The organism is Acinetobacter sp. 226-1 (assembly GCF_030329325.1).
Taxonomy (GTDB): Bacteria; Pseudomonadota; Gammaproteobacteria; order Pseudomonadales; family Moraxellaceae; genus Acinetobacter; species Acinetobacter sichuanensis.
In genome coordinates, this window is record NZ_JACANU010000013.1 from 33,027 (window position 1) to 58,502 (window position 25,476).

The 25,476-nt window shown below is 38.0% G+C and carries 26 protein-coding genes; 15 read left to right on the forward strand and 11 right to left on the reverse strand.

Annotated features, from left to right (window positions below):
* Window positions 1–84 precede the first annotated feature (84 nt).
* Window positions 85–1,398: an MFS transporter gene (locus tag HX124_RS15185; RefSeq protein ID WP_286383826.1), complete on the forward strand. Its 1,314-nt coding sequence runs from the start codon at window positions 85–87 to the stop codon at window positions 1,396–1,398.
* Window positions 1,399–1,577: 179 nt separating this feature from the next.
* Here the strand turns inward: HX124_RS15185 and HX124_RS15190 are convergent, their stop codons facing one another.
* Entirely contained in the window at window positions 1,578–2,588 is a 1,011-nt protein-coding gene (locus HX124_RS15190; RefSeq protein WP_286383825.1) for a metallophosphoesterase, read from the reverse strand.
* Between the two features lie 95 nt (window positions 2,589–2,683).
* On the opposite strand from HX124_RS15190, the gene HX124_RS15195 reads away from it, so the two are divergent.
* Complete coding sequence (locus HX124_RS15195) at window positions 2,684–4,315, forward strand: phospholipase D family protein (RefSeq protein ID WP_502872768.1); 1,632 nt, start codon at window positions 2,684–2,686, stop codon at window positions 4,313–4,315.
* Window positions 4,316–4,369: 54 nt separating this feature from the next.
* Here HX124_RS15195 and HX124_RS15200 read toward each other — a convergent pair whose 3' ends face one another.
* The gene (locus HX124_RS15200; RefSeq protein ID WP_286383824.1) at window positions 4,370–5,194 is read right to left on the reverse strand and encodes a lysophospholipid acyltransferase family protein; all 825 of its coding nucleotides are present in this window, start codon (window positions 5,192–5,194) and stop codon (window positions 4,370–4,372) included.
* A gap of 391 nt (window positions 5,195–5,585) precedes the next feature.
* Here HX124_RS15200 and hflX point away from each other — a divergent pair, with 391 nt between their 5' ends.
* The 5 genes from hflX (at window position 5,586) to HX124_RS15225 (ending at window position 9,335) form a co-directional block, all read left to right on the forward strand.
* On the forward strand, window positions 5,586–6,917 hold the full coding sequence (hflX, locus tag HX124_RS15205) for a ribosome rescue GTPase HflX (protein WP_107008121.1): 1,332 nt from the start codon (window positions 5,586–5,588) through the stop codon (window positions 6,915–6,917).
* Between the two features lie 45 nt (window positions 6,918–6,962).
* Window positions 6,963–7,334: a hypothetical protein gene (locus HX124_RS15210; protein WP_286383823.1), complete on the forward strand. Its 372-nt coding sequence runs from the start codon at window positions 6,963–6,965 to the stop codon at window positions 7,332–7,334.
* A 10-nt stretch (window positions 7,335–7,344) separates the two neighbouring features.
* Window positions 7,345–8,013: an LrgB family protein gene (locus HX124_RS15215; protein WP_286383822.1), complete on the forward strand. Its 669-nt coding sequence runs from the start codon at window positions 7,345–7,347 to the stop codon at window positions 8,011–8,013.
* A gap of 214 nt (window positions 8,014–8,227) precedes the next feature.
* Window positions 8,228–8,701: a DUF2147 domain-containing protein gene (locus HX124_RS15220; protein WP_502872836.1), complete on the forward strand. Its 474-nt coding sequence runs from the start codon at window positions 8,228–8,230 to the stop codon at window positions 8,699–8,701.
* A gap of 184 nt (window positions 8,702–8,885) precedes the next feature.
* On the forward strand, window positions 8,886–9,335 hold the full coding sequence (locus tag HX124_RS15225; protein ID WP_286383821.1) for a DUF2147 domain-containing protein: 450 nt from the start codon (window positions 8,886–8,888) through the stop codon (window positions 9,333–9,335).
* 167 nt (window positions 9,336–9,502) lie between these two features.
* Here the strand turns inward: HX124_RS15225 and HX124_RS15230 are convergent, their stop codons facing one another.
* The 3 genes from HX124_RS15230 to pdxA form a co-directional block, all read right to left on the reverse strand.
* Window positions 9,503–10,357, reverse strand: coding sequence for a symmetrical bis(5'-nucleosyl)-tetraphosphatase (locus tag HX124_RS15230; RefSeq protein ID WP_286383820.1), 855 nt, complete (start codon window positions 10,355–10,357; stop codon window positions 9,503–9,505).
* Between the two features lie 3 nt (window positions 10,358–10,360).
* Window positions 10,361–11,173, reverse strand: coding sequence for a 16S rRNA (adenine(1518)-N(6)/adenine(1519)-N(6))-dimethyltransferase RsmA (gene rsmA / locus HX124_RS15235; RefSeq protein ID WP_107008116.1), 813 nt, complete (start codon window positions 11,171–11,173; stop codon window positions 10,361–10,363).
* A gap of 381 nt (window positions 11,174–11,554) precedes the next feature.
* Window positions 11,555–12,526, reverse strand: a complete 972-nt coding sequence (gene pdxA / locus HX124_RS15240) for a 4-hydroxythreonine-4-phosphate dehydrogenase PdxA (protein ID WP_286383819.1) — start codon at window positions 12,524–12,526, stop codon at window positions 11,555–11,557.
* Between the two features lie 474 nt (window positions 12,527–13,000).
* On the opposite strand from pdxA, the gene rplM reads away from it, so the two are divergent.
* Window positions 13,001–13,429: a 50S ribosomal protein L13 gene (gene rplM / locus HX124_RS15245; RefSeq protein ID WP_107008114.1), complete on the forward strand. Its 429-nt coding sequence runs from the start codon at window positions 13,001–13,003 to the stop codon at window positions 13,427–13,429.
* Between the two features lie 12 nt (window positions 13,430–13,441).
* Window positions 13,442–13,828, forward strand: coding sequence for a 30S ribosomal protein S9 (rpsI, locus tag HX124_RS15250; protein WP_286378286.1), 387 nt, complete (start codon window positions 13,442–13,444; stop codon window positions 13,826–13,828).
* A gap of 63 nt (window positions 13,829–13,891) precedes the next feature.
* Here rpsI and HX124_RS15255 read toward each other — a convergent pair whose 3' ends face one another.
* Window positions 13,892–14,128, reverse strand: a complete 237-nt coding sequence (locus HX124_RS15255; protein ID WP_286383818.1) for a hypothetical protein — start codon at window positions 14,126–14,128, stop codon at window positions 13,892–13,894.
* 104 nt (window positions 14,129–14,232) lie between these two features.
* Between HX124_RS15255 and HX124_RS15260 the strand changes: the two genes are divergently transcribed.
* The 6 genes from HX124_RS15260 (at window position 14,233) to HX124_RS15285 (ending at window position 18,438) form a co-directional block, all read left to right on the forward strand.
* Window positions 14,233–14,886, forward strand: coding sequence for a glutathione S-transferase N-terminal domain-containing protein (locus tag HX124_RS15260; RefSeq protein WP_286383817.1), 654 nt, complete (start codon window positions 14,233–14,235; stop codon window positions 14,884–14,886).
* A gap of 11 nt (window positions 14,887–14,897) precedes the next feature.
* Window positions 14,898–15,326, forward strand: a complete 429-nt coding sequence (locus HX124_RS15265; protein ID WP_107008109.1) for a ClpXP protease specificity-enhancing factor — start codon at window positions 14,898–14,900, stop codon at window positions 15,324–15,326.
* A gap of 28 nt (window positions 15,327–15,354) precedes the next feature.
* Window positions 15,355–16,014, forward strand: a complete 660-nt coding sequence (locus HX124_RS15270; RefSeq protein WP_286378289.1) for a hypothetical protein — start codon at window positions 15,355–15,357, stop codon at window positions 16,012–16,014.
* 466 nt (window positions 16,015–16,480) lie between these two features.
* Window positions 16,481–17,470 carry a hypothetical protein gene (locus HX124_RS15275; protein ID WP_286383816.1) on the forward strand — a complete coding sequence of 330 codons (990 nt, stop codon included), beginning with the start codon at window positions 16,481–16,483 and terminating at the stop codon, window positions 17,468–17,470.
* Between the two features lie 11 nt (window positions 17,471–17,481).
* Window positions 17,482–18,015: a GTP-binding protein gene (locus HX124_RS15280; RefSeq protein WP_107008106.1), complete on the forward strand. Its 534-nt coding sequence runs from the start codon at window positions 17,482–17,484 to the stop codon at window positions 18,013–18,015.
* A gap of 9 nt (window positions 18,016–18,024) precedes the next feature.
* On the forward strand, window positions 18,025–18,438 hold the full coding sequence (locus HX124_RS15285; protein WP_286383815.1) for a roadblock/LC7 domain-containing protein: 414 nt from the start codon (window positions 18,025–18,027) through the stop codon (window positions 18,436–18,438).
* A 58-nt stretch (window positions 18,439–18,496) separates the two neighbouring features.
* Here the strand turns inward: HX124_RS15285 and HX124_RS15290 are convergent, their stop codons facing one another.
* The 5 genes from HX124_RS15290 to HX124_RS15310 all read right to left on the reverse strand — a co-directional run bounded on the left by HX124_RS15290 (window position 18,497) and on the right by HX124_RS15310 (window position 25,403).
* Window positions 18,497–20,446 carry an acetyl-CoA carboxylase biotin carboxylase subunit gene (locus HX124_RS15290; RefSeq protein ID WP_286383814.1) on the reverse strand — a complete coding sequence of 650 codons (1,950 nt, stop codon included), beginning with the start codon at window positions 20,444–20,446 and terminating at the stop codon, window positions 18,497–18,499.
* Between the two features lie 360 nt (window positions 20,447–20,806).
* Window positions 20,807–21,643, reverse strand: a complete 837-nt coding sequence (locus tag HX124_RS15295) for an enoyl-CoA hydratase/isomerase family protein (RefSeq protein WP_286383813.1) — start codon at window positions 21,641–21,643, stop codon at window positions 20,807–20,809.
* 11 nt (window positions 21,644–21,654) lie between these two features.
* Window positions 21,655–22,812 carry an acyl-CoA dehydrogenase family protein gene (locus HX124_RS15300; RefSeq protein WP_286383811.1) on the reverse strand — a complete coding sequence of 386 codons (1,158 nt, stop codon included), beginning with the start codon at window positions 22,810–22,812 and terminating at the stop codon, window positions 21,655–21,657.
* Between the two features lie 66 nt (window positions 22,813–22,878).
* A complete protein-coding gene (locus HX124_RS15305; RefSeq protein ID WP_286383809.1) occupies window positions 22,879–24,492 on the reverse strand; it encodes an acyl-CoA carboxylase subunit beta in 1,614 nt (537 codons plus the stop codon).
* The gene (locus HX124_RS15310; RefSeq protein ID WP_286383808.1) at window positions 24,489–25,403 is read right to left on the reverse strand and encodes an SDR family oxidoreductase; all 915 of its coding nucleotides are present in this window, start codon (window positions 25,401–25,403) and stop codon (window positions 24,489–24,491) included. The genes HX124_RS15305 and HX124_RS15310 overlap by 4 nt, the downstream gene beginning before the upstream one ends.
* Between the last annotated feature and the right edge of the window lie 73 nt (window positions 25,404–25,476).

Here is a 25,476-nt window from a genome sequence, read left to right on the forward strand (position 1 = left end):
CGTTGTTTTTTTAAGAAATTACGCCTTTTTTAAAAAGATTACGCTTTAGAAACTAGTTTTACTTTTAAAAGTGTAAGGTCTACCATGGCGTCATCTAATATTACTGCGACTGAAGAAGTTCAGACAAATTCAAAAACACGTGTACTTTTTGCAAGTCTCGTAGGTACAACGATCGAATTTTTTGATTTTTATATCTATGCAACAGCAGCTGTCATCATTTTCCCTCATCTGTTCTTCCCTGCAAGCACAGATCCAACTACCGCAACTATTCAATCTTTAGCAACTTTTGCCATCGCCTTTATTGCTCGTCCTATTGGTGCAGCTTTATTTGGGCATTTAGGTGATCGTATCGGGCGTAAAGCCACACTGGTTGCTGCACTCCTCACCATGGGGATTTCCACCGTTTGTATTGGTTTACTCCCAACCTATCATCAAATCGGAATCATGGCACCCTTATTACTGGCACTTTGTCGCTTAGGTCAAGGTTTAGGTCTAGGTGGTGAATGGTCTGGTGCTGTGCTTTTAGCAACTGAAAATGCCCCTGAAGGTAAACGTGCTTGGTATGGCATGTTCCCTCAACTTGGTGCTCCAATTGGGTTCATTCTTGCAACAGGTTCATTCTTAACACTCGGCGCTTTTATGTCTGAAGCTGAGTTTATGCAATGGGGCTGGCGTATTCCATTTATTGCCAGTGCTGCATTGGTGATTGTCGGTTTATGGATTCGTTTAAAATTACACGAAACACCTGCCTTCCAAAAAGTTTTAAACAAACAAAAAGAAGTGAATATTCCATTTAAAGAAGTGTTAACCAAACACTGGGGTATGCTCATTCTTGGGACAATCGCAGCGATCTGTACCTTTGTTGTGTTCTACTTAACAACTGTATTTGCTTTAAACTGGGGTACAACTCAACTCGGTTATTCTCGTGCAGAATTTTTAGAACTGCAATTATTGGCAACATTTTGCTTTGCTGCCTTTATTCCACTTTCAGCAATTTTTGCAGAAAAATTTGGTCGTAAAGCAACGTCTATAGGTGTATGTATTGTTTCTGCATTATTTGGTTTAGTCTTTTCAACTATGTTGGAATCTGGCAATACGCTTGTTGTGTTTCTATTCTTATGTACAGGTCTTGCTATCATGGGTTTAACCTATGGTCCAATTGGTACTGTACTGTCTGAAATTTTCCCAACTTCTGTACGTTACACAGGTTCAGCGTTGACTTTTAACCTTGCAGGTATTTTTGGTGCATCTTTTGCGCCATTGATTGCAACGAAACTGGCAACAACTTATGGTTTATATGCGGTGGGTTATTATTTAACGGCTGCGTCGATTCTTTCACTGCTTGCCTTCTTAGCAATTCGTGAAACAAAAAATGATGATGTAAATAACCAGATTTAATTCTTTGATTAGTAATAAAAAGCCTGCAACTATGCAGGCTTTTTATTTACTTTATTTTTTTTCAACTAAGATCATGAATAAAAAATGATTTAGCTTTTAAATGATTTATTCAAGTCAATACTGAACGTCCTGATCCTAACTTAACTGCCTAACATTTTTTCAGGCAAACTTAGCCTAGCTTAGTTCAACTCAATAATATCAATGGTTGGCGGCACACAAAAACGAAAAGGTACACCCACCATTCCTGTACCGACACTGACAAACACAGCGGCATTTTCATGCTGATACAAACCTCTTTTATGCCCCAAAATCGATACTTTTTTCATGACATAACTGGTGAGCCAAGGCAATTGTACCTGTCCTCCATGCGTATGCCCTGCCAGCATTAAAGGACGTGTTGGTAACTTCGGCACCATATCAACCGTATCAGGGTTATGCGACAAAATTAGCCAAGGTTTATCTTGTGGTAATAAAGGCATACTGCGCATATCAGTTTTACCTGCCCACAAATCCCCCACCCCAATTAAACGAAAATCGTCAAACTCAACCATCTGCCCTTCAATATCCATAACATTATTCACTTTCAAAGCATGGGCTAATAAGTCTTGAATGGGTGGACCAGGATATTGCTCATCATGATTGCCATTTACTGAATAAATAGGGGTTTCAATCTCTTTCAAAACCGCCAATTCTTCAGCGAGTTTATTTTCAGGTTCATACGTCCAATCACCAGCAACCACGACTATATCTGGTTTTTGTTCATTGATTTTACGTACAATTGTTTTTAGCTGACGCTCATGCCCTGAAAATAAACCAATATGTAAATCTGCAATTAAAGCAACTTTAAAAGGTCGCTGAAAAGCTTGATCAGGACTTAATTTATATTGTTGATAGTCTACACGAACCAAATGTGGTTCAATAAAGCGTGCATATATCAATAAACTCGATAACAAGAAAACAAAAATGCTTTGATGCAAAGAGAAATAATGAACCCAGCCTGCATATAAACTAAAAAAGAACAACGGAAATAATAAATAAGATAGGTAAAATGCCAATAAATGCACAAAGGATTTAAAAGGATGGATGGTTTCAGTACGTGATTGGCTCAGCCAAGCCTGTGCGATTCCCCATAAAGCAACAAGGATAAAACATAGGTAAAAATAAAAAATGATTGAATTGTTCATCAACATACTAAATCTCAAAAGGCGATTAACGCCTACTCGCTTTATTTATCTTTTGTACATTGCCAATTATACTCTAGCTCTGTTAATTCTTAGATTAAATTATGACGCAAACCAGTAATACGATACGACAAAGCCACCAAATGGCGAACAAACACAAAATTTTTAATACAAAAATGTTGTTACTTTCTGCCGTCATCGTTTGCGGTTTACCAGCATGTAATACCTTACCCAAACAGCAAATGACACATCCTGTTTATGCCAAAGATACCGACACTACAGCAACCACATTATCTAAAATTGTCAGCCCACTCAAAACTGCAAACCCAGATTTAACAGGTTTCCATATACTCTATGATCCTTTTGATGCAATAGCAGCACGTATACATCTGATTGATAAGGCAGAAAAAACCTTAGATTTACAATATTATATTTGGGACAATGACAAAATCGGCTCATTGGCACTGTATAAAATCATCCAAGCTGCGGACAGAGGCGTTAAAGTTCGTCTATTAATCGATGATAATAACGCTAAAAATATGGAAGCGGTCTATTTAGCATTAGATCAACATGCGAATATTGATGTAAAATTATTTAATCCTTATCATTTTCGTTCATTCCGTCCTTTTGAAATGGTGATTGACCTTAAACGAATCAATCGTCGTATGCATAATAAAACCTTCACTGCTGATCAACAAATCAGTTTGATAGGTGGGCGAAATATGAGTAATCAATATTATAATATAAGTGATAATTATCAGTTTTCTGATGTTGATGTCATGTTAGTTGGTCAGGCTGTTGAAGATATTAACCATTCTTTCGATGAATATTGGAACAATGATTATGCTTTTCCTGTACGTGACATTGTGAGCCATCAAAAATATACCTTACGTTATGAAGGTTTAAAGCAACAACTTACCGAACATTATCAAGAAATTACCACTCAAAATTATATGAATCTCAGTTCGCATTCAAATGATTTTGAAAATTGGTTAAATCAACATATTCAACTTGATTGGGTGAAAGCCGAAGTTATTAAAGATTCTCCTGAAAAAATAAAATCTAAAGCAAAAAAAGAAGAACATTTAAACTTTCAGATGCTCACGCATTTAGCAAAACCTGAACAAAGTGTAGATTTAGTCTCTGCCTACTTTGTTCCCCAAAAAGAAGGTGAAGAACGCCTGATTGAACTGGCACAAAGTGGTGTGCAAGTTCGAGTATTAACCAACTCATTCAAAGCCAATGATGTCGCGTTAGTCCATGCTTTTTATGCTAAATATCGAGAAAATTTACTCAAAAATGGCGTGGAATTATACGAGTTTTTACCTGCAATTCCTGAGGATCAACTCGATGAAAATATCAAAGAATTGTCTAAACAAACTAAAATTAGTCTAAAAGGTTTAAGCCGCTCAAGTTTGCATGCCAAACTTATGGCACTTGATGATAAACAAGTGTTTATTGGCTCTTTTAATTTTGACCCTCGCTCAGCAAACTTAAATACTGAAATAGGCGTCATTTTAAATAGTGAACCTTTAGCGAAGACAGTACATACCACTATGGACAAAAATCTTACGCGCTATGCTTATAAATTGGTTTTAGATTCACAAGAAAAAATCAATTGGATTCGCACAACGCCTACAGAAATCCGTACGATTCGTAAAGAACCTAAAATGAAATGGTGGCAAAAAGCAGGGGTAAAATTTATTTCTTGGCTGCCTATTGAAGGCTTCATGTAAATGACTAAACAGGTGAATAAAACCCTTATTCACCTGATAAAATTCATTAGAGCTTTACGGTTTTAGAACCTCTGCTTGTAATTGCATTAAGCCATCTTGCATTTTTTGTTGAACCAATTTGGTTAATGTATCTACAGTATGCCCTTCCACTGAGATCGCAGGCAATGTTTTTAAATGTGCTGTCACTTTCGGCATTTCAAGAACAGCTTGCACATGTTCAGCAAAGGTCGCATTTCCAATAAATGGTGCAACTGTATCAAGCTTGCCCTCTTGATTAACATAACAAATCAAACAAATTTGCACAGGCTTTTGTGCTTCTAAAGCTGCACCTAAGATGCGACCATGTACTTTTTTAACTTTACTGCCATCTGTTGTCGTGGCTTCAGGGAAAAACAAAACAGGGACATCATGCGTTAAAAACTCAGCAATTTGTTCACGAATACGAATAGAATCACCTGAGCCACGTTGTATAAATAATGTCCCACCACCTTTTGCCAGTTTGCCCAGTACAGGCCAATGTTCTATTTCAGCTTTTGCCAAAAAAAATACTCGTGCAGCCGAGCCTAAAACAGCAACATCTAACCATGACACATGATTACTGACCCATAAAGCAGGTTCACGGGCAATATCGCCATGAATTTTTACATCAATATTAAAAACATCACACAAGCGGCGACAAAAATATTGTACATAACGTGTATTTTTTGGATTATTTGGGTCTTTATAGAGTTGATGACGAAAAACCAAATAAAAACCTTGGGAAATAGCCGTTGTGCCTAAAGCAACTTTTTTAGAGTATAAAAAAACTTTAGATAATGCGCTTAACTTCGCAGTTTTTTGGATTATTTCAGTTGATTGTGTCGAGTTTTGTGGAGACATAGACGCTCACTAAAGCAAATATTAATCAAATTAAACTTCTTTACCATTGTATACAGATATACAGAAAGTTGCATTGATCATATAAACACAACAATCAGACAACTAAAGCGCATTTTTTATATACATATATCCAGATTAAAATAAATCAAATCGAATATAGGCAAAAAGAGAGATAATGATCACATGCAAATTCATAAAAACATCCATATTTCTGAATACCTTAGCATTAAAATACCTTTCAACAAACTCCTCGGCTATGTCATTTTATACTGCGGCAGCCTTGTTCTCACCTCTAAAATATTTATTGCAATTCTTTGACAATAACTACATTTTTCATAAAAATTTACATTAGAATGGAGCTTTATCTATTTATTTGAGAGTTTAAATATCTGTGGAATATTTTGATCGATATCAAGGTGGCGAACGTGCCATATTAGTCAGCGTTAATGTTCAACTTTTAGATGATATTGATACCGAAGAATTTCGATTATTAGCCAAATCCGCAGGTGCTGATATTTTAGAGCATCTTAGTGCCCAACGAATTAAACCAGATCCAAAACTTTTTATCGGTTCAGGTAAAGCTGAAGAAATTGCAGAATACGTCCAGAGTTTAGAAGCAGAGCTCGTTATTTTTGACCATGCTTTATCCCCTGCACAAGAACGTAATTTAGAAAAAATCTTAAAATGCCGTGTCATAGACCGTACAGGTTTAATCTTAGATATCTTTGCTCAACGAGCGCGTACTCATGAGGGTAAATTACAAGTTGAACTTGCCCAGCTTGAACATTTATCTACACGTTTAGTCCGTGGATGGACGCACTTAGAGCGCCAAAAAGGGGGGATCGGGCTACGTGGTCCAGGTGAATCACAACTTGAAACAGACCGTCGTTTACTCCGTATTCGTATGGGTCAATTAAAAGATAAGCTCGAAAAAGTGCGTCAGACACGTCTACAAGGTCGTGCAGCTCGTCAAAAAGCGGCTGTTCCAACGGTATCTTTGGTTGGCTACACCAATGCTGGAAAATCGACTTTATTTAATATTTTGGCAGACTCAGAAGTCTATGCAGCCGATCAACTATTTGCCACACTTGACCCAACCTTACGCCGTTTAAACTGGGATGGAATCGGGGCTTTAGTTCTTGCTGATACTGTTGGTTTTGTGCGTAATCTTCCTCATTCTTTAGTCGAATCCTTTAAAGCGACTTTAGAGGAAACCTTAGAGGCAACATTACTCCTTCATGTGATTGACTCTAGTAGTCCAGACATGATGGAACAGATTGATGCGGTGGAAAGTGTACTGAAAGAAATTGGTGCCAATGTTCCTACCCTACGTGTTTATAATAAAATTGATCAATCAGGTGAAGAAGCGAAGATTATTTATGATAAACCACACCGACCAGGTCGAGTTTATGTTTCTGCACATTCCAAGCAAGGTCTTGATTTATTAAAAAAAGCTGTCCAAGAATGCTTAATGGGACAGATTCAAAGTTTCCAAGTACACCTAAAACCTGAATATGGAAAATTACGCACTCAACTCTATGCATTAAATGTTATTCAGTCTGAACATTATGATGATGAAGGTAATCTAGATTTATTGGTGACGATGGCACCACATAAACTTGAACAGCTCATTAAACAAGCACATTTACCGATTGATCAAATCCTCGGTGAGAAAGCACAACAGTTTAAAAGACCTTTAGAAGAATTTGAAATTAAACGCTGAATGGGTTAAAACGTGAAATATAAATTTAATTGATTAAAAAATAGCATGAACTTGTTCAAAAAAATTGATTGGCAAGCATGGATCTTCACCATAGCCATGATTATTTTCTTTCGTGAAGCTTCTGTATGGGTCATGGGGCAACTCAATCATCCTGAGCTAGGAAATTTAACAGGTTTACTCAGCCTTTTGATTGTCTTGGTCATTTGGCGTAAATTCAAAAAAATTCCACCTCGCTTGGTTGATACCAACAATAAACTGATGAAAGAAAGTGGATTTGCTTTTTTACCTATTTGTGCAGGTTCATTATTGATGCTCGTCAATATGGGCAAAGAAATTCCATTATTTTTAGTCATTATGTTTGTCAGCACACTTATTCCGCTTTGGGTTTATGCCAAAATGGCAAAAAAATGGTTATAGGGAGTCAATTATGTTTAGTGTCTTAACAGGCGTCCTCATTACCCTTGTGGCTTATTTGGCAGCTAAACCTGTCAATAAACGCTTTCCACAAGTACCACTTTTAGTCATTGGCATGTTCTTTGTCATTGGAATTTTAATGCTCTTTAAAATTCCTTATGAACAATATAATACGCAAATGAATACGATTTTTAGCCATTTATTAGGCTATGTTACCGTGGCTCTTGCTATTCCTTTGGCTGCAATGCGTTATGATGATTTACCCATCAAATCAGTAGTCAGCATTTTAGTTTTTGCGAGTATAAGTGCGGTAGCTCTGCCAATGAGTTTGGCGTATTTACTACATATGTCAGAACCCACCATCATGGCATTTGCAACACGTGCGGTGACTACACCTATTGCGATTAATATTGCAACGCTATTACATTCACCAATTTCCTTAGTGATCTTAATTGTCATCTTGTCGGGTGTTATTGGTGCTGCATTTTCATCGATCATCCTTAGAAATATCAATGATGAACGTGCATCAGGCTTAGCTTTAGGACTCGCAGCGCATGCAATTGGTACTGCACAAGCTTGGCAACGTGGTGCTGTTGCTGGACGTTATGCGGCTTTTGGTATGGCAGTTAATGCGGTATTTACTGCCATTTGGTTACCAACATTTATTCTTTTTATTAAATAACAAATTATTCTTCATTTGAGATGGTGTTTAGATCTCATCTCAAATGAATTTTTATTCTTATAAAAAAGCCTTGCAATAAATGTCACTTTTGAACAATTAATGTAAATAAAATCACATTTATTAAAAAATATTTGATAAAAAGCAATAAAAAATACACACTTACCGTTATTCAAAAGAAAGTTATACATTTTAAAAATTAAATTGAGAAAATGGCATGAGAAATTTATTTAAAACCATTGGGGCATCTACATTCGCATGTTTGAGTATGATGGTATCTGCGCAGGATATTACAGGTTCTTGGCAAACCATCGATGACAAAACAGGAGCGACCAAAGGAATTGTTGAAATCAAAAAAGAAAGCAATGGTACTTATTCTGGAGTCATTGTTCATATAACCCCACACATTGGTTATCAACCCAAAGAGTTCTGTATCAATTGCCCTGCACCTTATACCAATAAACCTATTTTAGGTATGAAAGCCATCACCGACTTAAAAGCAATCAATAATTACGAATATGAAAGTGGTAAAATTTTAGATCCGAATATTGGTCGTATTTATAAATTAAAAGTCAAAATGTCACAAAATGGGACGAAACTCAGTGTTCGAGGCTATTATGGCTTTTCGACGATTGGACGTAACCAAACTTGGATTCGTATTAACCCAACTCAGCTACCACAAAGCAATTGATATTCATCATGTTTTTATTATTTAAAAATTAATACAATGAATATCTTATAACAAATCCGACAGTAAATTGCATTAAAAATAAGCGACCACTGCTCTCAAAACAAAGCCTTGACCATCGCTTGGTTTAATGTTTTATTTATTCGCTATGATACGTGATAACAAATCTTATCACAGGGAAAATAAGATGAAAATCCAAACTAAAATAGCAGTACTTCTTGTCGGATTATGGGCAAATACCACCCTATTTGCACAAGATATCTCTGGTCTATGGCAACAAATTGATGACAAATCAGGGGAAAATAAAGCTCAGATTTTATTAAAAAAAGACAGTAATAATCTGTACACAGGCACCATTGTTAAAATCAATCCTAGACCAGGATATACGCCAAAACAACTATGTACTGACTGCCCAGCACCATATACAAATAAACCCATTCTTGGGATGAATATTATTACAGGTCTAAAATTCATCAAAGACAAAGATTATGATCAGGGGCAAATCCTTGATCCTGCAACAGGTAAAATCTATCAACTCAAAGCAAAACTTAACCAAAATGGCAAAATGTTAAGACTTAGAGGATATATTGGTACTTCTGCATTAGGACGCAGTCAGACATGGATTCGTCTTGAATAACACCCAAGATCAAACCAACATCAATAATAAATTGTAAAATAATCCACAAAAATGTTTTAAATCATTTACCCCTCCTTCATCAAAGGAGGGAGATTTTTACAAATTTATCGCATCATTGGACTGAACTGACTGACATCAGCAGTGTGGGATTATTTTTAAATAAAGACTTAAAAATCCAAAGGTACAGGATTATCAACCTTAAACATCGTTTGATCTTCTAAACGATAAGCCAATAATTGATGCCCCCATACACAGCCACCATCAACATTTTGAATATTTGGATTAATCGTTTTGCCTTGTAACGCAGCCCAATGTCCAAACACAACTTGATGGCTTTGTGCCGCTTTAGATGGATATTCGAACCACGGTTGAAACCCTTCAGGCATTGGTTCGTCCAAAGCATCTTTAAAAGAAAATTCTAAACGTCCTTCTGCATCAGCCAAACGCATACGCGTCAAATAATTGGTAATGCAACGTAAACGTGCATTGCCTTGTAAATCATCTGACCAAAGATCTGGTTCTGAACCATACATTTTTTTTAGGAATGTATCGAGTATCTCAAAATCATCATTTGCCAATACAGCTTCAACTTCTTGAGCGAGTTTTGCCGTTTGTGCTACATCCCAAATCGCAGGAATACCTGCATGAGTTAGAACGGTCTGTGCATTGGGGAATAGACATAGCGGTTGTCGACGTAACCATTCTATTAAGTCATCACTTTCAAGCGCATGAATCACATCATCTATGCGGTCTTTATCCTTGAGTTTTTTAATGCCACGTGCAACCGCCAATAAGTTCAGGTCATGGTTGCCCAAAACCGTAGCAGCAGCCCCACGTTCACAGAGTTTTTTGATGAAACGGATCGCACCCACTGAGTTTTCACCACGTGCAACCAAATCACCTGCAAACCAGATAAAGTCCTGATCTGAATCAAACTGAATCTCTTTGAGTAAGGCTTTTAAGGCTTCAAAACAGCCCTGAACATCACCAATCACATAGTTATATCGAGTTGCACGGGTCATCAGTTAAGCCACCATTTGATCTGACAATGCGACAAATTGCGCCAAAGTTAAGGTTTCAGGACGTGCCATTGGGTCTACACCTGCATTTTCAAAACCATCTTCTGCCAACATGCCTTTTAAGCTATTACGTAAAGTTTTACGGCGCTGAGTAAAGACATGTGAAACCAGACGTGCTAAAGCTTTTTCATTTTTAGCAACAATTGGTTTAGTTGCGTAAGGTTCCAAACGGAACACCGCAGAGGTGACTTTTGGCGGTGGATTAAATGAACCAGGAGGTACTTCAAATAAAAATGTTGGCTTACAGAAATATTGAATCATCACAGACAGACGACCATATTCCTTGGTATTTGGTGATGCAGTGATACGATCCACCACTTCTTTTTGCAGCATAAAGTGCATGTCTTTAACTTTGTCACCAAATTCCAAGAGGTGAAAAAGTAACGGTGTAGAAATGTTATAAGGTAAATTTCCGACCACACGTAAAGGACGATTTTCCTGAAAAAGCTCAGTAAAATCATATTTCAAAGCATCTGTTTCAATAATCGTCAAACGCTCAGGATGCGGTACACGTCCAGGTAAACCTGCCGCCAAATCACGGTCTAACTCAACCACAGTTAAAGCCTCACATTCACCAATCAATGGTGAAGTCAGTGCAGCCAGACCTGGTCCAATTTCAACGATATTATCACCTGAACGCGGTGCAACAGAACGTACAATTTTGGCAATCACACGTTGGTCATGTAAAAAGTTTTGTCCAAAACGCTTACGCGTGTGATGCCCTTCGTCTTTGGGGTTTAAGGCATTAATTTGATACATAAAACATTTCCAACATGAGAGTAGTGATAAAAAATAGTGAAGAATGAGCGATTAAATTCAAACTAAAAGTTCTGAAAATATGGCATAAATGATGCCAAAACGCCGATTAAATGCTTCACCTAAGCCTGAATATTTTAACACAGGTCGACTTAGATCGTGATATATCCTGAAAAACTGTATGTGTATGCCGTCATTTTTTAGACCTATAACCATGAAAACTGCTCATCAATTATCTTATGATTCAAATATATAAAGTGATGATGATTCGACCTCTTCATTGAGTTTATTTTTATTGCCTTTCTACTCAGTTAAAATCTTCTTTTTATTATTTTCAAGACTTTAGCTTTCATCTATTGAAGAGGTCTATTTAAATAAAATAATTTATAGATTACGTGCCAACTCAAGTGCCAAATCTACCGCAACCTGCAAACTTGAACTTTTTGCTAACCCAGTACCTGCCAGACTAAGCGCAGTCCCATGATCAACCGAAGTACGAATAAATGGCAGACCTAAAGTAATATTGATCGCCTCACCAAAACCTTGTGCCTTTAACACAGGTAAACCCTGATCGTGATACATTGCCAAAACTGCATCTGCATCTTTTAAATTTTCAGGAGTAAATAAAGTATCTGCTGGTAGACTTAAACTCATTTTGATGCCATCTGCTCTATAAGTTTCAAGCACAGGGTTAATGGTGTCTATTTCTTCATGCCCTAAATATCCACCCTCACCAGCATGTGGGTTTAAACCGCAGACTAAAATATGAGGATGCTCAATTTTAAATTTAGTTTTTAAATCATGAATCAAGATGTCGATGACTTGATGCAAACGCGTTTTGGTAATGGCATCTGCAACATCACGTAAGGGTAAATGTGTCGTTGCCAATGCAACTCGTAAGGTTTTGGTGGCAAGCATCATCACCACACGTTCTACACCTGCAAACTCCTGATAATATTCGGTATGACCACTAAAATGGATACCTGCATCATTGATCACAGACTTTTGTACTGGTGCAGTTGCCACACCAACACTCTGTCCTTGCATCGCATAATAAGCTGAGCGACGTAATTGTTCTAATACATAAGCTGCATTATTTGGGTTCAGTTCACCTAAGACCACATCTTCATATAAAGGAACATGTTCGACATAAAGTTGACCTTGTACAGAAGATGCTGTTTGCCCCATATATTCAATGATTTGAATATTCTGTTGAAGTATCTTGGCACGATCACGCAGCATATTGATGTCTGCCAATACCACGATTGGTCGTTCATCAACACGACTTGCCAAACTCAAACAAATATCTGGACCAATGCCAGCAGGTTCACCACTAGTAATATATAAAGGACGCATAAGACTCACTCGAAAAGGTGACTTTTTGTAAGTATACCCTTTTCTGACATAGAAAATTCAGCGATGGCAACTCAACAAAAAAATCCTTTCTCACCTCAATGAGCTAAACATCAAAAGTGTTCGCCATGCTCATTCACTCAAAAAAATTTACGCTGCTAATCTCTCAGGTAAATAGCCATATAAAAGTTCACTTTTACACCAATACAGGAACAATTTAATCCATTTATTTTAAATATTTTTCATTATTTTAAAATTTATTAAAATTCAATATCTTATTTATTAAAATTTGATTATTTAACACTCATTTCTTTAAATATTACTTTAATACTTTCATTTATAGGTGCTTTGAATTAAGATAGTTGCCTTGAAATTCTATATTTCGATTGTGGATTCTTCAAGTTTCAGGTAGAATTCGCGCTCCTTTTGTTTGGACAGATTCCATAGTCCAAACCAACTATAATAGGTAGTGGTTTAATGAAAACTCTCAGCGCTAAGCCAGCTGAAGTTCAACACGACTGGTACGTTGTTGATGCTTCTGGCAAAACTTTAGGTCGCCTTGCGACTGAAATCGCTCGTCGTTTACGCGGTAAGCACAAAACTTCTTATACGCCTCACGTTGACACTGGTGACTACATCGTTGTTATCAATGCTGAGCAAGTTCAAGTGACTGGTAAAAAATCACTTGATAAGAAATACTATCGCCACACTGGTTTCCCTGGTGGTATCCGCGAAACTAACTTTGAAAAGTTAATCGCTCACAAACCTGAACTTGTTCTTGAAAAAGCAGTTAAAGGTATGTTACCAAAAGGTCCTCTTGGTTATGCAATGATCAAGAAAATGAAAGTGTATGCAGGTACTGAGCATCCACACGCTGCTCAACAGCCACAAGTTTTGGACATCTAAGGGATACAGCACATGGCTACTAATTATGGTACAGGTCGCCGTAAGACCGCAACTGCACGTGTTTTCTTGTCAGCTGGTACAGGCAAACTCGTAATCAACAACCGTACTCTTGAACAGTACTTCGGTCGTGAAACTGCTCGTATGGTTGTTAACCAACCACTTGAGCTTTTAGACGCTACTGAAAAATATGACCTTTACATCACTGTTGCTGGTGGTGGTATCGGTGGTCAAGCTGGCGCTATTCGTCACGGTATTACTCGTGCATTGATCGCTGCTGACGAAACTTTAAAACCTGCTCTTCGTCAAGCTGGTTTCGTTACTCGTGATGCTCGTGAAGTTGAACGTAAGAAACTTGGTTTACGTAAAGCTCGTAAACGTCCTCAATTCTCTAAACGTTAATTCGTTTACCGAATCGGACAAAAAACCTCGGCTTTTGCCGAGGTTTTTTTATGTTCTAAAAGGCTACATCTTTAAGACCCAATAAAACACACCAAGCAATACAGCAACTACAAAACTCCACATACTGATTTTCAAAGTAAGATTTCCGTACCTCATCCAACGATCAACATCTTCATCAAAATCATCCTCGTCTAACCACAATGCTTCACTACGCCAAAATGCACGACTAAAATACCCATTTGCTGTGCCTAAACAGATCATTCCAATCAAAATAAAGAGATAAATTATAATTTTTAGCATTGGTATTTCTTTTCTCTCGTTTTGTTGTGAAATAACATTGTTTCCGTGATTTTGCTGTCTAATTTTAGTATCCTATCCTATTCACGCAGCTCAGTTTTTGGAATATGAACCTCGAAAACACACAATTGCAAGGGATTACACTTTATAGTCATGCAGATGATTTTCGCTCGCATTGGGTACGGTTTGTCCTAACAGAGAAACAAATTAAACATAACTTGATTATTGTTGATGAGGATGATGAAGACTTAGCAAGCTTAAATCCATACAATCAACTGCCCATGCTCATCGAAAATGATTTAAAACTTTTTAATACTGCGATTATTTCTGAATATATTGATGATCGTTATCGTCAAAATAAACTTTATGCTGATGCGCCTGCACCTCGTGCCGAACAACGTCAATATATTTGGCGCTTTGAACAAGATTGGCTCAAACTTGCGGATATTATGTTACGTCATGCTGACACACTTAATGTTGAAGCACAAAAAAAAGCACAGAAACAGTTAAAAGATACCTTAATTTCACTGACTCCACTTTTTCAGCATTTTCCTTATTTCATGTCTGAAAGCTTTACAATTTTAGATTGTATGTTGGCACCTATTTTTATACGGTTAAAGCAGATGGGAATTGAGTTACCCAAACAGCAATGCCGCCCAATTCACTTATATTGTCAACGTATTTTTAATCGTCCTAGCTTTCAAAAGTCGATGACACTTCAAGAAAAAAATCGTTTTCAAGCCTTTTTAGCCAAAGAATAGAGCAATTTCTCATGTCTGAATCAGAACTTAATCTTAGCCCAACTCGCCCATATCTCGCTCGTGCAATATACGAATGGATTTGCGACAATAATCTCACCCCTTACCTACTTGTAGATGCAACTCAACCCTATACAGATGTTCCCACCCAGTTTATCCAAGATGGGCAAATTGTACTCAATATTGTGCCGCATGCTGTACACATGCTCAATATGAGCAATGAAGCCATTACTTTTTCAGCACGTTTTGGTGGTGTTTCTAAAGATATTTATGTACCAATCAATGCTGTTTTAGGTTTATATGCACGTGAAAATGGACAAGGCTTGTTTTTTGATCCTGAAGAATATGCTAATGTTGAAACTCGTGAAGAAACTTCAGAATCAAACACAACAGAAGAAGTTGAAACACCAAAGAAAAAACCAACATTAAGACTTTTAGATTAAAAACGTTCATATAAATAAGGAGAGCTACATGGCTTTTGATCTCGTACAATATTTTGCTGAGCAGATTAAGATCCAAAAGCCTCAGCTTCTCAACCAATATTCTCCTGATGAAAGAAGAACGTATTTACTTGAAATTAATGCTTTAACTTTAGGTAAACTCGTTAGCTTATGGAAACAAAATGAAAATGTGGTTTATCAGGAAATTCAACGTCTAGATCATTTATATGTTCAAGAGGTTGCCCGTCATTTAACAACTTCGCCGCATAATCGTTCTCGTTTAAATAAGACAGAATTAGAACAAGTGATTATTGAGCTCTTAGAGTTTCAGTTAAAAGAAATCAAGCAGCTTGATGAAACAGGCAGTTTTGGTCAACGTGGTCTGCGTGAACTAATTTTAGGGCAAGTAGAACATTTGGCAGGTCATGCTGATGATTGGGTTTGGTTAACCAATGACCTAAAAGAGCTAAAAGGTTCTAAAACTATTGAGCAGGAACAGATATCATTAGATGAAACAATGAAGGAGTTTAATCTCATGGTCAATATGCAAAAAGAGCATACTCAAGCTGAACCTTTAGCCCTTGAACCAACTGCACAACTGAATCCAACTTGGGCAAAAATTTTTGAACCAATCGTTGCTCTTGTTGTACTTTGGATTTTGTTTGAAGCCTTACAAAAAGTTTTTGCTTAAACTTAAGATTGTAGACTTTTTTAAAATTGTCTCTTTTAAGACAACTACATCAGGCTTAACCCGCTTTTTGTAGTTTTCTTTTTATATATTTTTGCAAAATAAATCCAAATATTTTTTCAAAATTAATGAAGAAAAACTTAAAAATCAGCTAAAATAGTCAATAAATATGATTGCTTTAAAGCATATCTCTAATATAATAATTCTATATTATATCTTTGATTTTTAAATAAATGTATTTTTCATCACGTAATTTATAAAAACGTGATTTAAAACACATATAAAACTATAGTTTATAAACATTAAGTTTCTTTTATAAAGACGGTAAAGCTTATATGAGAGACTTTTCTCTCCATGAGCGGTTCTATTTCTTTGAATATAAGGAATGATGATGTATATATCTGGTTTTTTTAAATTTCATTTATATAAAAGGTGCCCGCGTTTTTTTAATTTTTCTTAAAGTGATATTATGAACAAACCTCGTATCAATATCGCAATCTCTGGACTGGGTTTAGTTACGACTGAAAAGCTAAAAATAAAACTACGAGAAGTCATTCCTCAATTTTTTGAAATTTATTGGGGAAAAATGAACGATCAAGATATTCAACTTGTTTTAATTCACGAATTCTTTTTTGAAACTGAGAATATTCAGAAAATTATCTTTGGAAAAAATTTAGCCTATTTAAAAGTGTCTAAAGATGAGTGTGTGCAAACGCGTATTGAAGACAATATGCTCTATCTGCCCATCCAAGATATTGCACCTTTAAAAGACTGGATTCAGCAGAATGTTTTGAGTGCTCTTCAACCACCACCAATAGAAGAACAACCTCAAGCGATTGTTGTGCCTGAACAGCCCGTTTTACAACAAAACTTAGCGCCCTTAGATGTACAGTTCATTACTGATATATATGATCATTTTCAACGTAAAGTTCATGTATTTGATGAATTAGGTAGTTTAGCAATTATTGATCATCATATGCACTTAGCATGGATTAACCCTAAACGCACACTCTGGCAAACCAATGGCTCATTACAATATGCGCCTGCAACTATTGAAGATTTTATTGAAATTTCTAGAAAACACCAAGATAACCTTGAAAATTGGTTATTTGCTTTGGTCTGGAATTCACCAAATTTATGTGTGCCGCCATATGAGCTTGCCTATTTTAAATTAAAGTTTTGGCCTCAACCTACCTCTGAAGACCGAAAAATTATTTTGCAGCTTTCAGCTTGTTTTATGCAAGGTGCAGAAATTCAGCATGTTGCTACCAAACTAGGTCTCGAATTGCCTCTCGTACAACGGTTTATTACTGCCAATCTTGCAATTCAGAATGCTGAATTAGTGAGTGCCAAAGAATGTAAATTTGATCAAGATGCAAACCAACAAGAGAAAAATCAACAAGAAGTAAATGGGCTACGTAGCTTTTTTGGCAAATTAAAACGTCGCTTTGGTTTTTAATAGGACGACTTATGATCATTCAAAAATATAAAATTGTTTTTGCAGGCTCTATGGGGTCAGGTAAGACCGAAGCCATTAAAACACTTTCTGAAATTTCAATCTTAGAAACTGAAGCTTTTAATACAGATCAAGAACGTCATAAAAAACTCAATACCACCGTTGGTATTGACTATGGTGAAATCACTTTAGAAGATGGCAATAAAATTGGATTGTATGGTACACCTGGACAAGATCGTTTCGATTTTATGTGGGGCGTTGTATGTCAAGGTGCGATCGGAACAATTATTCTGATTGATCATAGCCATCCAGATAGCTTACATGAGTTAAAATATTACATTGATATCTTTAAAAGTTATGGTGAAAATATTGTTATTGGTATAACTCATGTTGATGAAAATACTGAAACTTCTACTCATCAATATCGAACTTGGTTAACTGAAAATAATTTAAATTATCCATTGTTTTTGGTTGATGCGCGTCTTAAAGATCATGTTTTATTATTAATTGAAACACTAATTACCACTCTAGAAATCAAGTACTTATAGGGAACTTATATGCTGAATATTGCTGAACAGCGCACTGCACCAGATGAGCTGATCGAATTTACCAAAGCACAAATTCATGATGTACTGATGAATGTAAAAGGCATCAACTTTGTCATGGCATGCTCCACTGATGGTTTTGAATTATGCTCTGTTTATAGAATAAATAAATACAATTCAAGTAAACTCGCTGCGGTAAGTAGTTCTATTTTAGCCATGGTCAGCGCATTTTTAGGTGAAATTGAACTCGTAGGTTGCCAGAGTTTAACTTTAGATGCAGAAAATGGTAAAGCTGTTTTAACAGCAGTTCCATGTGCCAAGCATCCTATGGTTTTAGTGACCTTAGCAGCAAAAGATATTTTATTAGGACAATTACTTTATAACCTAAAAACCGCAAGTAATAATATTGCAGCACATGGTTCATAAATAATTTTTAAAAGCCATTTCAAGTGAAATGGCTTTTATTTTGCGCTTCGATCAATCTTTATTGTGTATCAAATGCAATATTCAGTAAAACTTGACGTTTTTTCACCTGCTGCCCAATTTGTGCAATGATTTCCTCAACAATACCATCACTATCTGATTTAATTTGTTGCTGAATTTTCATCGCCTCTAATACAATTAAAGTCTGACCTTTTGTGACTGTATCACCAACATTCACCAAAATATTAATCATTGCGCCATCCATCGGCGCACGAATCTTGCCATCCCCTGCTACATCTGACGTTTCAGGCGCTGCATAAGTAACATTTTCAATACTGATATTACCATTCACAGCATCCAAATACAAACTCGTACCATCCAGAACATAATCAATCGAACGGCGTACACCATTTGCATCGTAAATCAGTTTTTGTGTAGTTTGCTCAAGAATCTGAATTGCAAAAGTCTGACCGCAAATCTCAACTTCAACCTGATTTTGATCACGTTTCACCAAAACCTGCAATTGCTGATCATCATGTTTAAGCTTTAATGGCAACGACAAAGCAATCCCTGTATTCCAACTACTATTGCTCGATGCATTGGTAAATAAAGCAGCCGTGATCGCCAAATGCTCTAAACCCAAAGTTTGTTTGTGCAAACTCACATCATCTTGGAAATGTTCTTGGATAAAAGCGGTATTAGTATCACCTTTGACAATAATTGGATGCTTTAATAAATTCACCAAAAATTGTTTATTGCTATTTACACCCAGCAGCACGCAATCATCGACTGCACGAGCTAAGAGGCGAATTGCATCCTGACGCGTTTTACCATAAGCAATGACTTTCGCGACCATTGGATCATAGAAAGGACTGATTTCATCTTGTGGACGAAGACCATGATCAATGCGCACATTCGGTAAATCCGCAGGCAACCAACGCTGTACTTGCCCTGTTTGTGGTAAAAAGTCCTGACGTGGATCTTCGGCATATAAACGCACTTCAATGGCATGACCTGTCAGCGTCAACTCAGACTGTTGTAAGGGTAATTTCTCACCATTGGCAACACGGAGTTGCCACTCTACTAAGTCTAAGCCTGTTACTAACTCAGTCACAGGATGTTCTACTTGCAAACGTGTATTCATTTCTAAGAAATAAAATTCACCTGATTGATCAAGTAAAAACTCAACTGTCCCTGCACCAACATAGTCACATGAACGCGCTGCGGCAACGGCTGCCTCGCCCATTTTTTGACGTAAAGCTTCAGTCATAACAGGACATGGGGCTTCTTCCACAACTTTTTGATGACGGCGCTGAATCGAACAATCACGTTCAAATAAATAGACATAATTGCCATGCGTATCACCAAAGACTTGAATTTCAACATGTCGTGGTGCGATCACGGCTTTTTCAAGGATTAATTCACCTGAACCAAAGGCATTTTCAGCTTCAGAACGTGCCGTTTTCAATGCTTCAACAATATCCGCTGAACTTTGCACCAAACGCATTCCTCGTCCGCCACCGCCTGCCGAGGCTTTGACCATCAATGGATAACCAATTTGATTGGCTTGTTGTTCTAAATATTCAATCTCTTGCTGATCACCTTCATAACCGGGGACGCATGGCACACCTGCTTGAATCATCGCGATTTTTGAAAGACGCTTACTGCCCATCAGTTCAATTGCAGGTGCAGGAGGACCAATAAAGGTAATCCCATTTTCAGCACAAGCTGCTGCAAAATCAGTATTTTCTGACAGAAATCCATAACCCGGATGGACTGCATCGGCACCTGTTTTTTTACAGGCGTCGATTATATTTTGAATCGATAAATAAGATTCTGAAACTTTTGAAGCGCCGATATATACAGCTTCATCGGCAACTTGTACATGACGTGCATGACGGTCTGCATCGGAATACACCGCTACAGTTTCATAGCCCATTGCCCTTGCTGTTTTCATCACGCGAACAGCAATTTCACCACGATTCGCCACCAATACTTTTGAAAATGCCATTCTCGTTTTCCCTATTATTTACTTTATATTATTCACTTCGACTTATTCTCAGTTGAATAAGACAAATCCCAACACAGTAAGAGTTCAATGTTTTAGCAATTTTTGAATTTATCATCTGATCTAGAAACCATTAATTTTTTTGACGGAGTCTTACATCTAAAATTTAAATTCAAGGTTTAGCCTTCGGCTCGACCTACTTTTCTTTCGGGAAAAGTAGGCAAAACCATTGTCATCCGCAAAACTCGTTCACTACCAGCTTTTGATTTCTTTATCGCAGAAACATTAATTATCAAAACTAGTCCTGCCTCAAACATGTTGCGGATGACCTTTTCACGTATCCAAATTGATCTAGACTTATTATTACCCACCATCAAACCAGTTCGGATTGCGCTTTTGAATAAATGCCATCGTACCTTCCATTCCTTCTTCACCACCAACTGCATTGGCAAATTGCTGTGCAGCATCATCCAATAAGCTATTTAAAGGCTCATTCAAAGTACGATGTAATAAGGCTTTGGTGACACGAGATGCTTGTGGAGCTGCTCGTTTAATTTGCTGAATCGTTTCAGACAATACTGCATTTAATGCATCTTCACTATTCACAACTTCATGGACTACACCGACTTTCAGTGCAGTCTGTCCATCAAAACGATTACCCAACAAAGCCAAACGGCGTGCCTGAGTTAAACCAATACGCTTCACCACGAAAGGCGCAATCTGTGCAGGAATCACGCCCAAACCTGTTTCAGGCAAACCAAATTTGGCATCGGCAAGACTAATAGCAACATCTGATACACATGCCAAACCAAAACCACCACCAAGAACGGCACCTTCAAGCACAGCCACCACTGTTTGTGGTGCTTGATCCACCTGTTCGATCATATAGCCAAATTGACGGTTAAAATCTGCATAAGGTTGGTTTGAACCCACATTCGCAGCTTCGCCACGCAGTTGCGTCATGTCTTTAATGTCACCCCCTGCACAGAAATGACCTCCTTTGCCACGCAGAATCACAGCACGGATCGACAGATCATTTTCAATGCTTTTAAAGACTTGCTGAATGGCTTTGACCATATTCAAGCTCATGGCATTGCGGCTTTCAGGACGATTAAGCCATAAATACAGAATACTTCCCTCTTGTTCCAGTTCAATACTGTCATCAAATTGTTGCGAAGTGAGAGAGACTGAAAGTGTCATACTGATTCTCCTTATTTACGCTTTGATGGCAAAATATCCATCAATTTACAAATAATGCCGAGCATGATTTCATCTGCACCACCACCAATTGAACCTAAGCGACCATCACGATACAGTTGCGAAGCAGGGTTATCCCACATAAAGCCATTGCCACCCCAAAACTGTAAGCAACTATCAGCCACTTCACGGGTTAAACGTCCTGCTTTGAGTTTTGCCATAGATGCAATTTCAGTGGCATTGCCCCCTTCCAAATGAATCTGACAGGCACGATAGGTCAAAGCACGCAAGGCTTCGACTTCCGTCATCATTTCTGCAAAACGGAAATGTACATATTGGTTGTTGATCAGCGGTTGACCGAATGTGGTACGTTCTTTGGTATATTCAATGGTTTGTTTAATCACATGTTCCACCCCCCCAATGGCATTTGCCGCTGCCCACATGCGTTCTTCCTGGAACTGCATCATTTGCATCATAAAGCCCATGCCTTCAGCACCAACAAGGTTACGCTGTGGCACTCGGACATTGTCAAAATAAACCTGTGCTGTTGTAGTGGAGCGCATTCCGAGTTTATTTAATGGCTCTGAAAAACTGATTCCCGCACTTTTTGCAGGGACAATAATCATTGATTTATTGACGTGTGGTTTGTCGTCAGATGTATTAGCAAGTAAGCAGAAGAAATCCGCTTGTAATGAATTGGTGATCCACATTTTACTGCCGTTGATGATGTAATCATCACCATCTTTTTTTGCTGTGGTTTTGATGGCTGCCACGTCTGAACCCGCATGTACTTCTGAAACTGCAATCGAAGCCACATACTCACCTGCAATGGCAGGAGTCAGAAACTCATCACGTAATTCTTTGCTGCCAAAACGTGCCAATGCAGGCGTTGCCATATCGGTTTGCACGCCTATCGCCAATGGCACACCACCACATGCTGCACGACCTAATTCTTCTGCAACCACTAAGTTATAGGAATAATCTAAACCTAAACCACCATTTTCTTCAGGTTTACAAATGCCCAATAAACCCAGATCTGACATTTTCTTAAATACATCGTGAATCGGAAAAATACCTTCCGCTTCCCAAGTTGAGATATAAGGGTTTAATTCAGTTTCTACAAACTGGCGTGTGGTACGGCGTAGCGCTTCATGTTCTGGAGTAAATTTCATTGTTTTGTCCTAAATTTATTTTTACTGTTCCATATGATCGTTTTTCAACGATCAATTTTTGATTTTTTAAAATCTGGATACGCCAAATTTTGATGTATTCAATTGACGAGCTCTTGACTCATAAATTGTTTTAAATAGAAAAATAAGTACTTTACGTGTGTCTCGTGGGTCGATAATGCCATCATCATGCAGCATTGCCGTATTAAATAAAGCAGTAGATTGCTGCTCTAATTTGACCGCTGTACTTTGTTCTAGAAAATCTAACATTTGTGCATTGGGTTCCATGCCCGCAGCTTTTTGCTTTTCTTCAGCCACAATACGTAGAACCTTACCTGCCTGTGCAGAACCCATCACGGCGACATGCGAATTTGGCCATGCAAAAATAAAATCTGGATCTAAAGGACGACCACACATCGCATAGTTCCCTGCACCATAAGAACCATGTGCCACGATCGAGACTTTTGGAACGGTACAATTGGTTACTGCTTGGATCAATTTAGAACCATGTTTAATAATGCCGTTCTGCTCCGCATCTGTTCCCACCATAAAACCTGTGGTGTTATGCAAAAATAATAACGGTCGCTGTGTCTGCTCACAAAGATGAATAAATTGTGCCGCTTTTGCCGCACCTTGTGTGGTAATTGGACCATTGTTAGTTATGATCCCGACATTCAAACCACCGATTTTTGACCATCCACATACCGTATGTGAGTCGTATTCTTGTTTAAACTCGAGAAAGTCTGAATCATCGACCAGACGGGCAATAATCTCTTTCATCTCTAAAGGTTGTTTTGGATCAGTGGGAATAATGCCCAGTAGTTCTTCAATGGCGTAACGTGGTTCTTTATAGTTTTCATCCAGTGAATGCGTTTGTTCTTTCCAATTTAAATGCTCAAGAACTTCACGAGCGATTCGTAAACCATCAGCATCATTTTCAGCTAAATATTCTGCAGTACCTGCAACTTGAGCATGCATTTCGGCACCACCCAATTCTTCAGCACTTGCCACTTCACCTGTTGCAGCCAATAACAAAGGTGGTCCAGCTAAAAACATCTCGGTCTTTTTACGCACTGAAATCACATAATCAGATAAACCCGGTTGGTAGGCACCACCTGCTGTAGCATTACCATGTACCACAGAAATCTGTGGAATACCCATTGCTGACATACGTGCTTGATTAGCAAAAGTTTTACCACCATCAGTAAATACTTCTGCCGCATAGGTTAGGTTTGCCCCACCACTTTCAGTTAAAGCCACGACAGGAAGTTTTTGCTTCATGGCAATTTCTTGGATACGTAGCGTTTTACGGACACCCATCGGGGAAATTGTGCCACCTTTAATTGCGCTATTGCTTGCTGTGACTAAACAGCGTACACCACTGACAAATCCAATTCCTGCAAGAATTCCCCCACCTGCATCAGAACCATCTTTATCATCATGCATGCCATAGCCGACCAAACCGCATAGTTCTACAAAAGGTGAATCTGCATCTAAAATAAGACGAACACGTTCATGTGGTAAGATTTTGCCTCGTTTATCAAACTTCGGCTTTGCTGTATAAGATTTTTCAATACTTTTATTTTGTACTGCACGAATTTCTGCAATCTGTGCAAGCAAGGCTTCTTTATTCTGTTCAAATTGCTCACTACCCACAGCAATTTCAGATTGGAGAATCGTCATGAATTTTCCCCTGTAGATTTATTGTGTTGTGTTTGCTCTTCCAATTGTGACTTCAATACATCTGGAATAAAGGCACGATGGAAACCATTGAACGAGACACTATTAGTCGCATCAGCAAGTGGATACATACGCGTACCGAGTGAAGCAGCACCATCGATGCGAATGGTCATCCCCGAAACAAAACCCGCAGCTTCTGACAATAGATAAACAATTGCTGATGAAATTTCCGACTCCGTGCCCATCCGTTTTAAAGGCACGTTACCAGCAAGACTTGGAATAATAAATTTGGCAAAATCACCCGAATAATTGTCCATACCTGAGGACACAATCCATCCCGGTGCAACACAGTTGACTCGAACGCCGGAACGCCCCCATTCCACTGCAGCAGTTTTGGTCAGATTATCCACGCCTGAACGTGCCGCACCTGAGTGCCCCATACCCGGCATTCCGCCCCACATGTCTGCCGCCATATTGACAATACTGCCACCATGTTTTGCCATCCATTGGTTATAGGCTTCTTTCATTAAGTAAAATGTTGAATGCAGGTTATTACGGATCACTGCATCAAAACCATTTGCCGAGATGCCTTCTAAATTTGAAGGGAATTGACCGCCTGCGTTATTCACCAAGCCATCGAGCTTGCCAAATTTTTCAATCACTTCAGCAATCATGTCTTTGACTTGTTGCTCTTCACGATTATCACAGACAATGAAATGAACCTTGCCACCATCTTCCGTGATTTCAGCACTGACTTTTTCCAACTTTTCAACTTTGCGTCCTGTGATCACCACTTGCGCGCCCAATGCCGCCAACTCATGTGCGGTACAACGCCCGATGCCTGAGCCACCACCTGTCACAATAACGACTTTATCCTGAAAAGCATCTGATCTAAATATTGAGTGATAATGCATTTTTATTTCCAATTTGTTTTCTTTGATTTCCAATTTTCAATATTCTTCAAGAAAATCCCCTCCACCTTTGAGG

What these genes read in the sequence shown, in the direction of transcription:
- HX124_RS15185 (WP_286383826.1), top strand. Translation starts at nt 85, where the DNA reads ATGGCGTCATCTAATATTACTGCGACTGAAGAAGTTCAGACAAATTCA.
- HX124_RS15190 (WP_286383825.1), bottom strand. Translation starts at nt 2,588, where the DNA reads ATGTTGATGAACAATTCAATCATTTTTTATTTTTACCTATGTTTTATC.
- HX124_RS15195 (WP_502872768.1), top strand. Translation starts at nt 2,684, where the DNA reads ATGACGCAAACCAGTAATACGATACGACAAAGCCACCAAATGGCGAAC.
- HX124_RS15200 (WP_286383824.1), bottom strand. Translation starts at nt 5,194, where the DNA reads ATGTCTCCACAAAACTCGACACAATCAACTGAAATAATCCAAAAAACT.
- HX124_RS15210 (WP_286383823.1), top strand. Translation starts at nt 6,963, where the DNA reads ATGAACTTGTTCAAAAAAATTGATTGGCAAGCATGGATCTTCACCATA.
- HX124_RS15215 (WP_286383822.1), top strand. Translation starts at nt 7,345, where the DNA reads ATGTTTAGTGTCTTAACAGGCGTCCTCATTACCCTTGTGGCTTATTTG.
- HX124_RS15220 (WP_502872836.1), top strand. Translation starts at nt 8,228, where the DNA reads ATGAGAAATTTATTTAAAACCATTGGGGCATCTACATTCGCATGTTTG.
- HX124_RS15225 (WP_286383821.1), top strand. Translation starts at nt 8,886, where the DNA reads ATGAAAATCCAAACTAAAATAGCAGTACTTCTTGTCGGATTATGGGCA.
- HX124_RS15230 (WP_286383820.1), bottom strand. Translation starts at nt 10,357, where the DNA reads ATGACCCGTGCAACTCGATATAACTATGTGATTGGTGATGTTCAGGGC.
- rsmA (WP_107008116.1), bottom strand. Translation starts at nt 11,173, where the DNA reads ATGTATCAAATTAATGCCTTAAACCCCAAAGACGAAGGGCATCACACG.
- pdxA (WP_286383819.1), bottom strand. Translation starts at nt 12,526, where the DNA reads ATGCGTCCTTTATATATTACTAGTGGTGAACCTGCTGGCATTGGTCCA.
- rplM (WP_107008114.1), top strand. Translation starts at nt 13,001, where the DNA reads ATGAAAACTCTCAGCGCTAAGCCAGCTGAAGTTCAACACGACTGGTAC.
- rpsI (WP_286378286.1), top strand. Translation starts at nt 13,442, where the DNA reads ATGGCTACTAATTATGGTACAGGTCGCCGTAAGACCGCAACTGCACGT.
- HX124_RS15255 (WP_286383818.1), bottom strand. Translation starts at nt 14,128, where the DNA reads ATGCTAAAAATTATAATTTATCTCTTTATTTTGATTGGAATGATCTGT.
- HX124_RS15260 (WP_286383817.1), top strand. Translation starts at nt 14,233, where the DNA reads ATGAACCTCGAAAACACACAATTGCAAGGGATTACACTTTATAGTCAT.
- HX124_RS15265 (WP_107008109.1), top strand. Translation starts at nt 14,898, where the DNA reads ATGTCTGAATCAGAACTTAATCTTAGCCCAACTCGCCCATATCTCGCT.
- HX124_RS15270 (WP_286378289.1), top strand. Translation starts at nt 15,355, where the DNA reads ATGGCTTTTGATCTCGTACAATATTTTGCTGAGCAGATTAAGATCCAA.
- HX124_RS15275 (WP_286383816.1), top strand. Translation starts at nt 16,481, where the DNA reads ATGAACAAACCTCGTATCAATATCGCAATCTCTGGACTGGGTTTAGTT.
- HX124_RS15280 (WP_107008106.1), top strand. Translation starts at nt 17,482, where the DNA reads ATGATCATTCAAAAATATAAAATTGTTTTTGCAGGCTCTATGGGGTCA.
- HX124_RS15285 (WP_286383815.1), top strand. Translation starts at nt 18,025, where the DNA reads ATGCTGAATATTGCTGAACAGCGCACTGCACCAGATGAGCTGATCGAA.
- HX124_RS15290 (WP_286383814.1), bottom strand. Translation starts at nt 20,446, where the DNA reads ATGGCATTTTCAAAAGTATTGGTGGCGAATCGTGGTGAAATTGCTGTT.
- HX124_RS15295 (WP_286383813.1), bottom strand. Translation starts at nt 21,643, where the DNA reads ATGACACTTTCAGTCTCTCTCACTTCGCAACAATTTGATGACAGTATT.
- HX124_RS15300 (WP_286383811.1), bottom strand. Translation starts at nt 22,812, where the DNA reads ATGAAATTTACTCCAGAACATGAAGCGCTACGCCGTACCACACGCCAG.
- HX124_RS15305 (WP_286383809.1), bottom strand. Translation starts at nt 24,492, where the DNA reads ATGACGATTCTCCAATCTGAAATTGCTGTGGGTAGTGAGCAATTTGAA.
- HX124_RS15310 (WP_286383808.1), bottom strand. Translation starts at nt 25,403, where the DNA reads ATGCATTATCACTCAATATTTAGATCAGATGCTTTTCAGGATAAAGTC.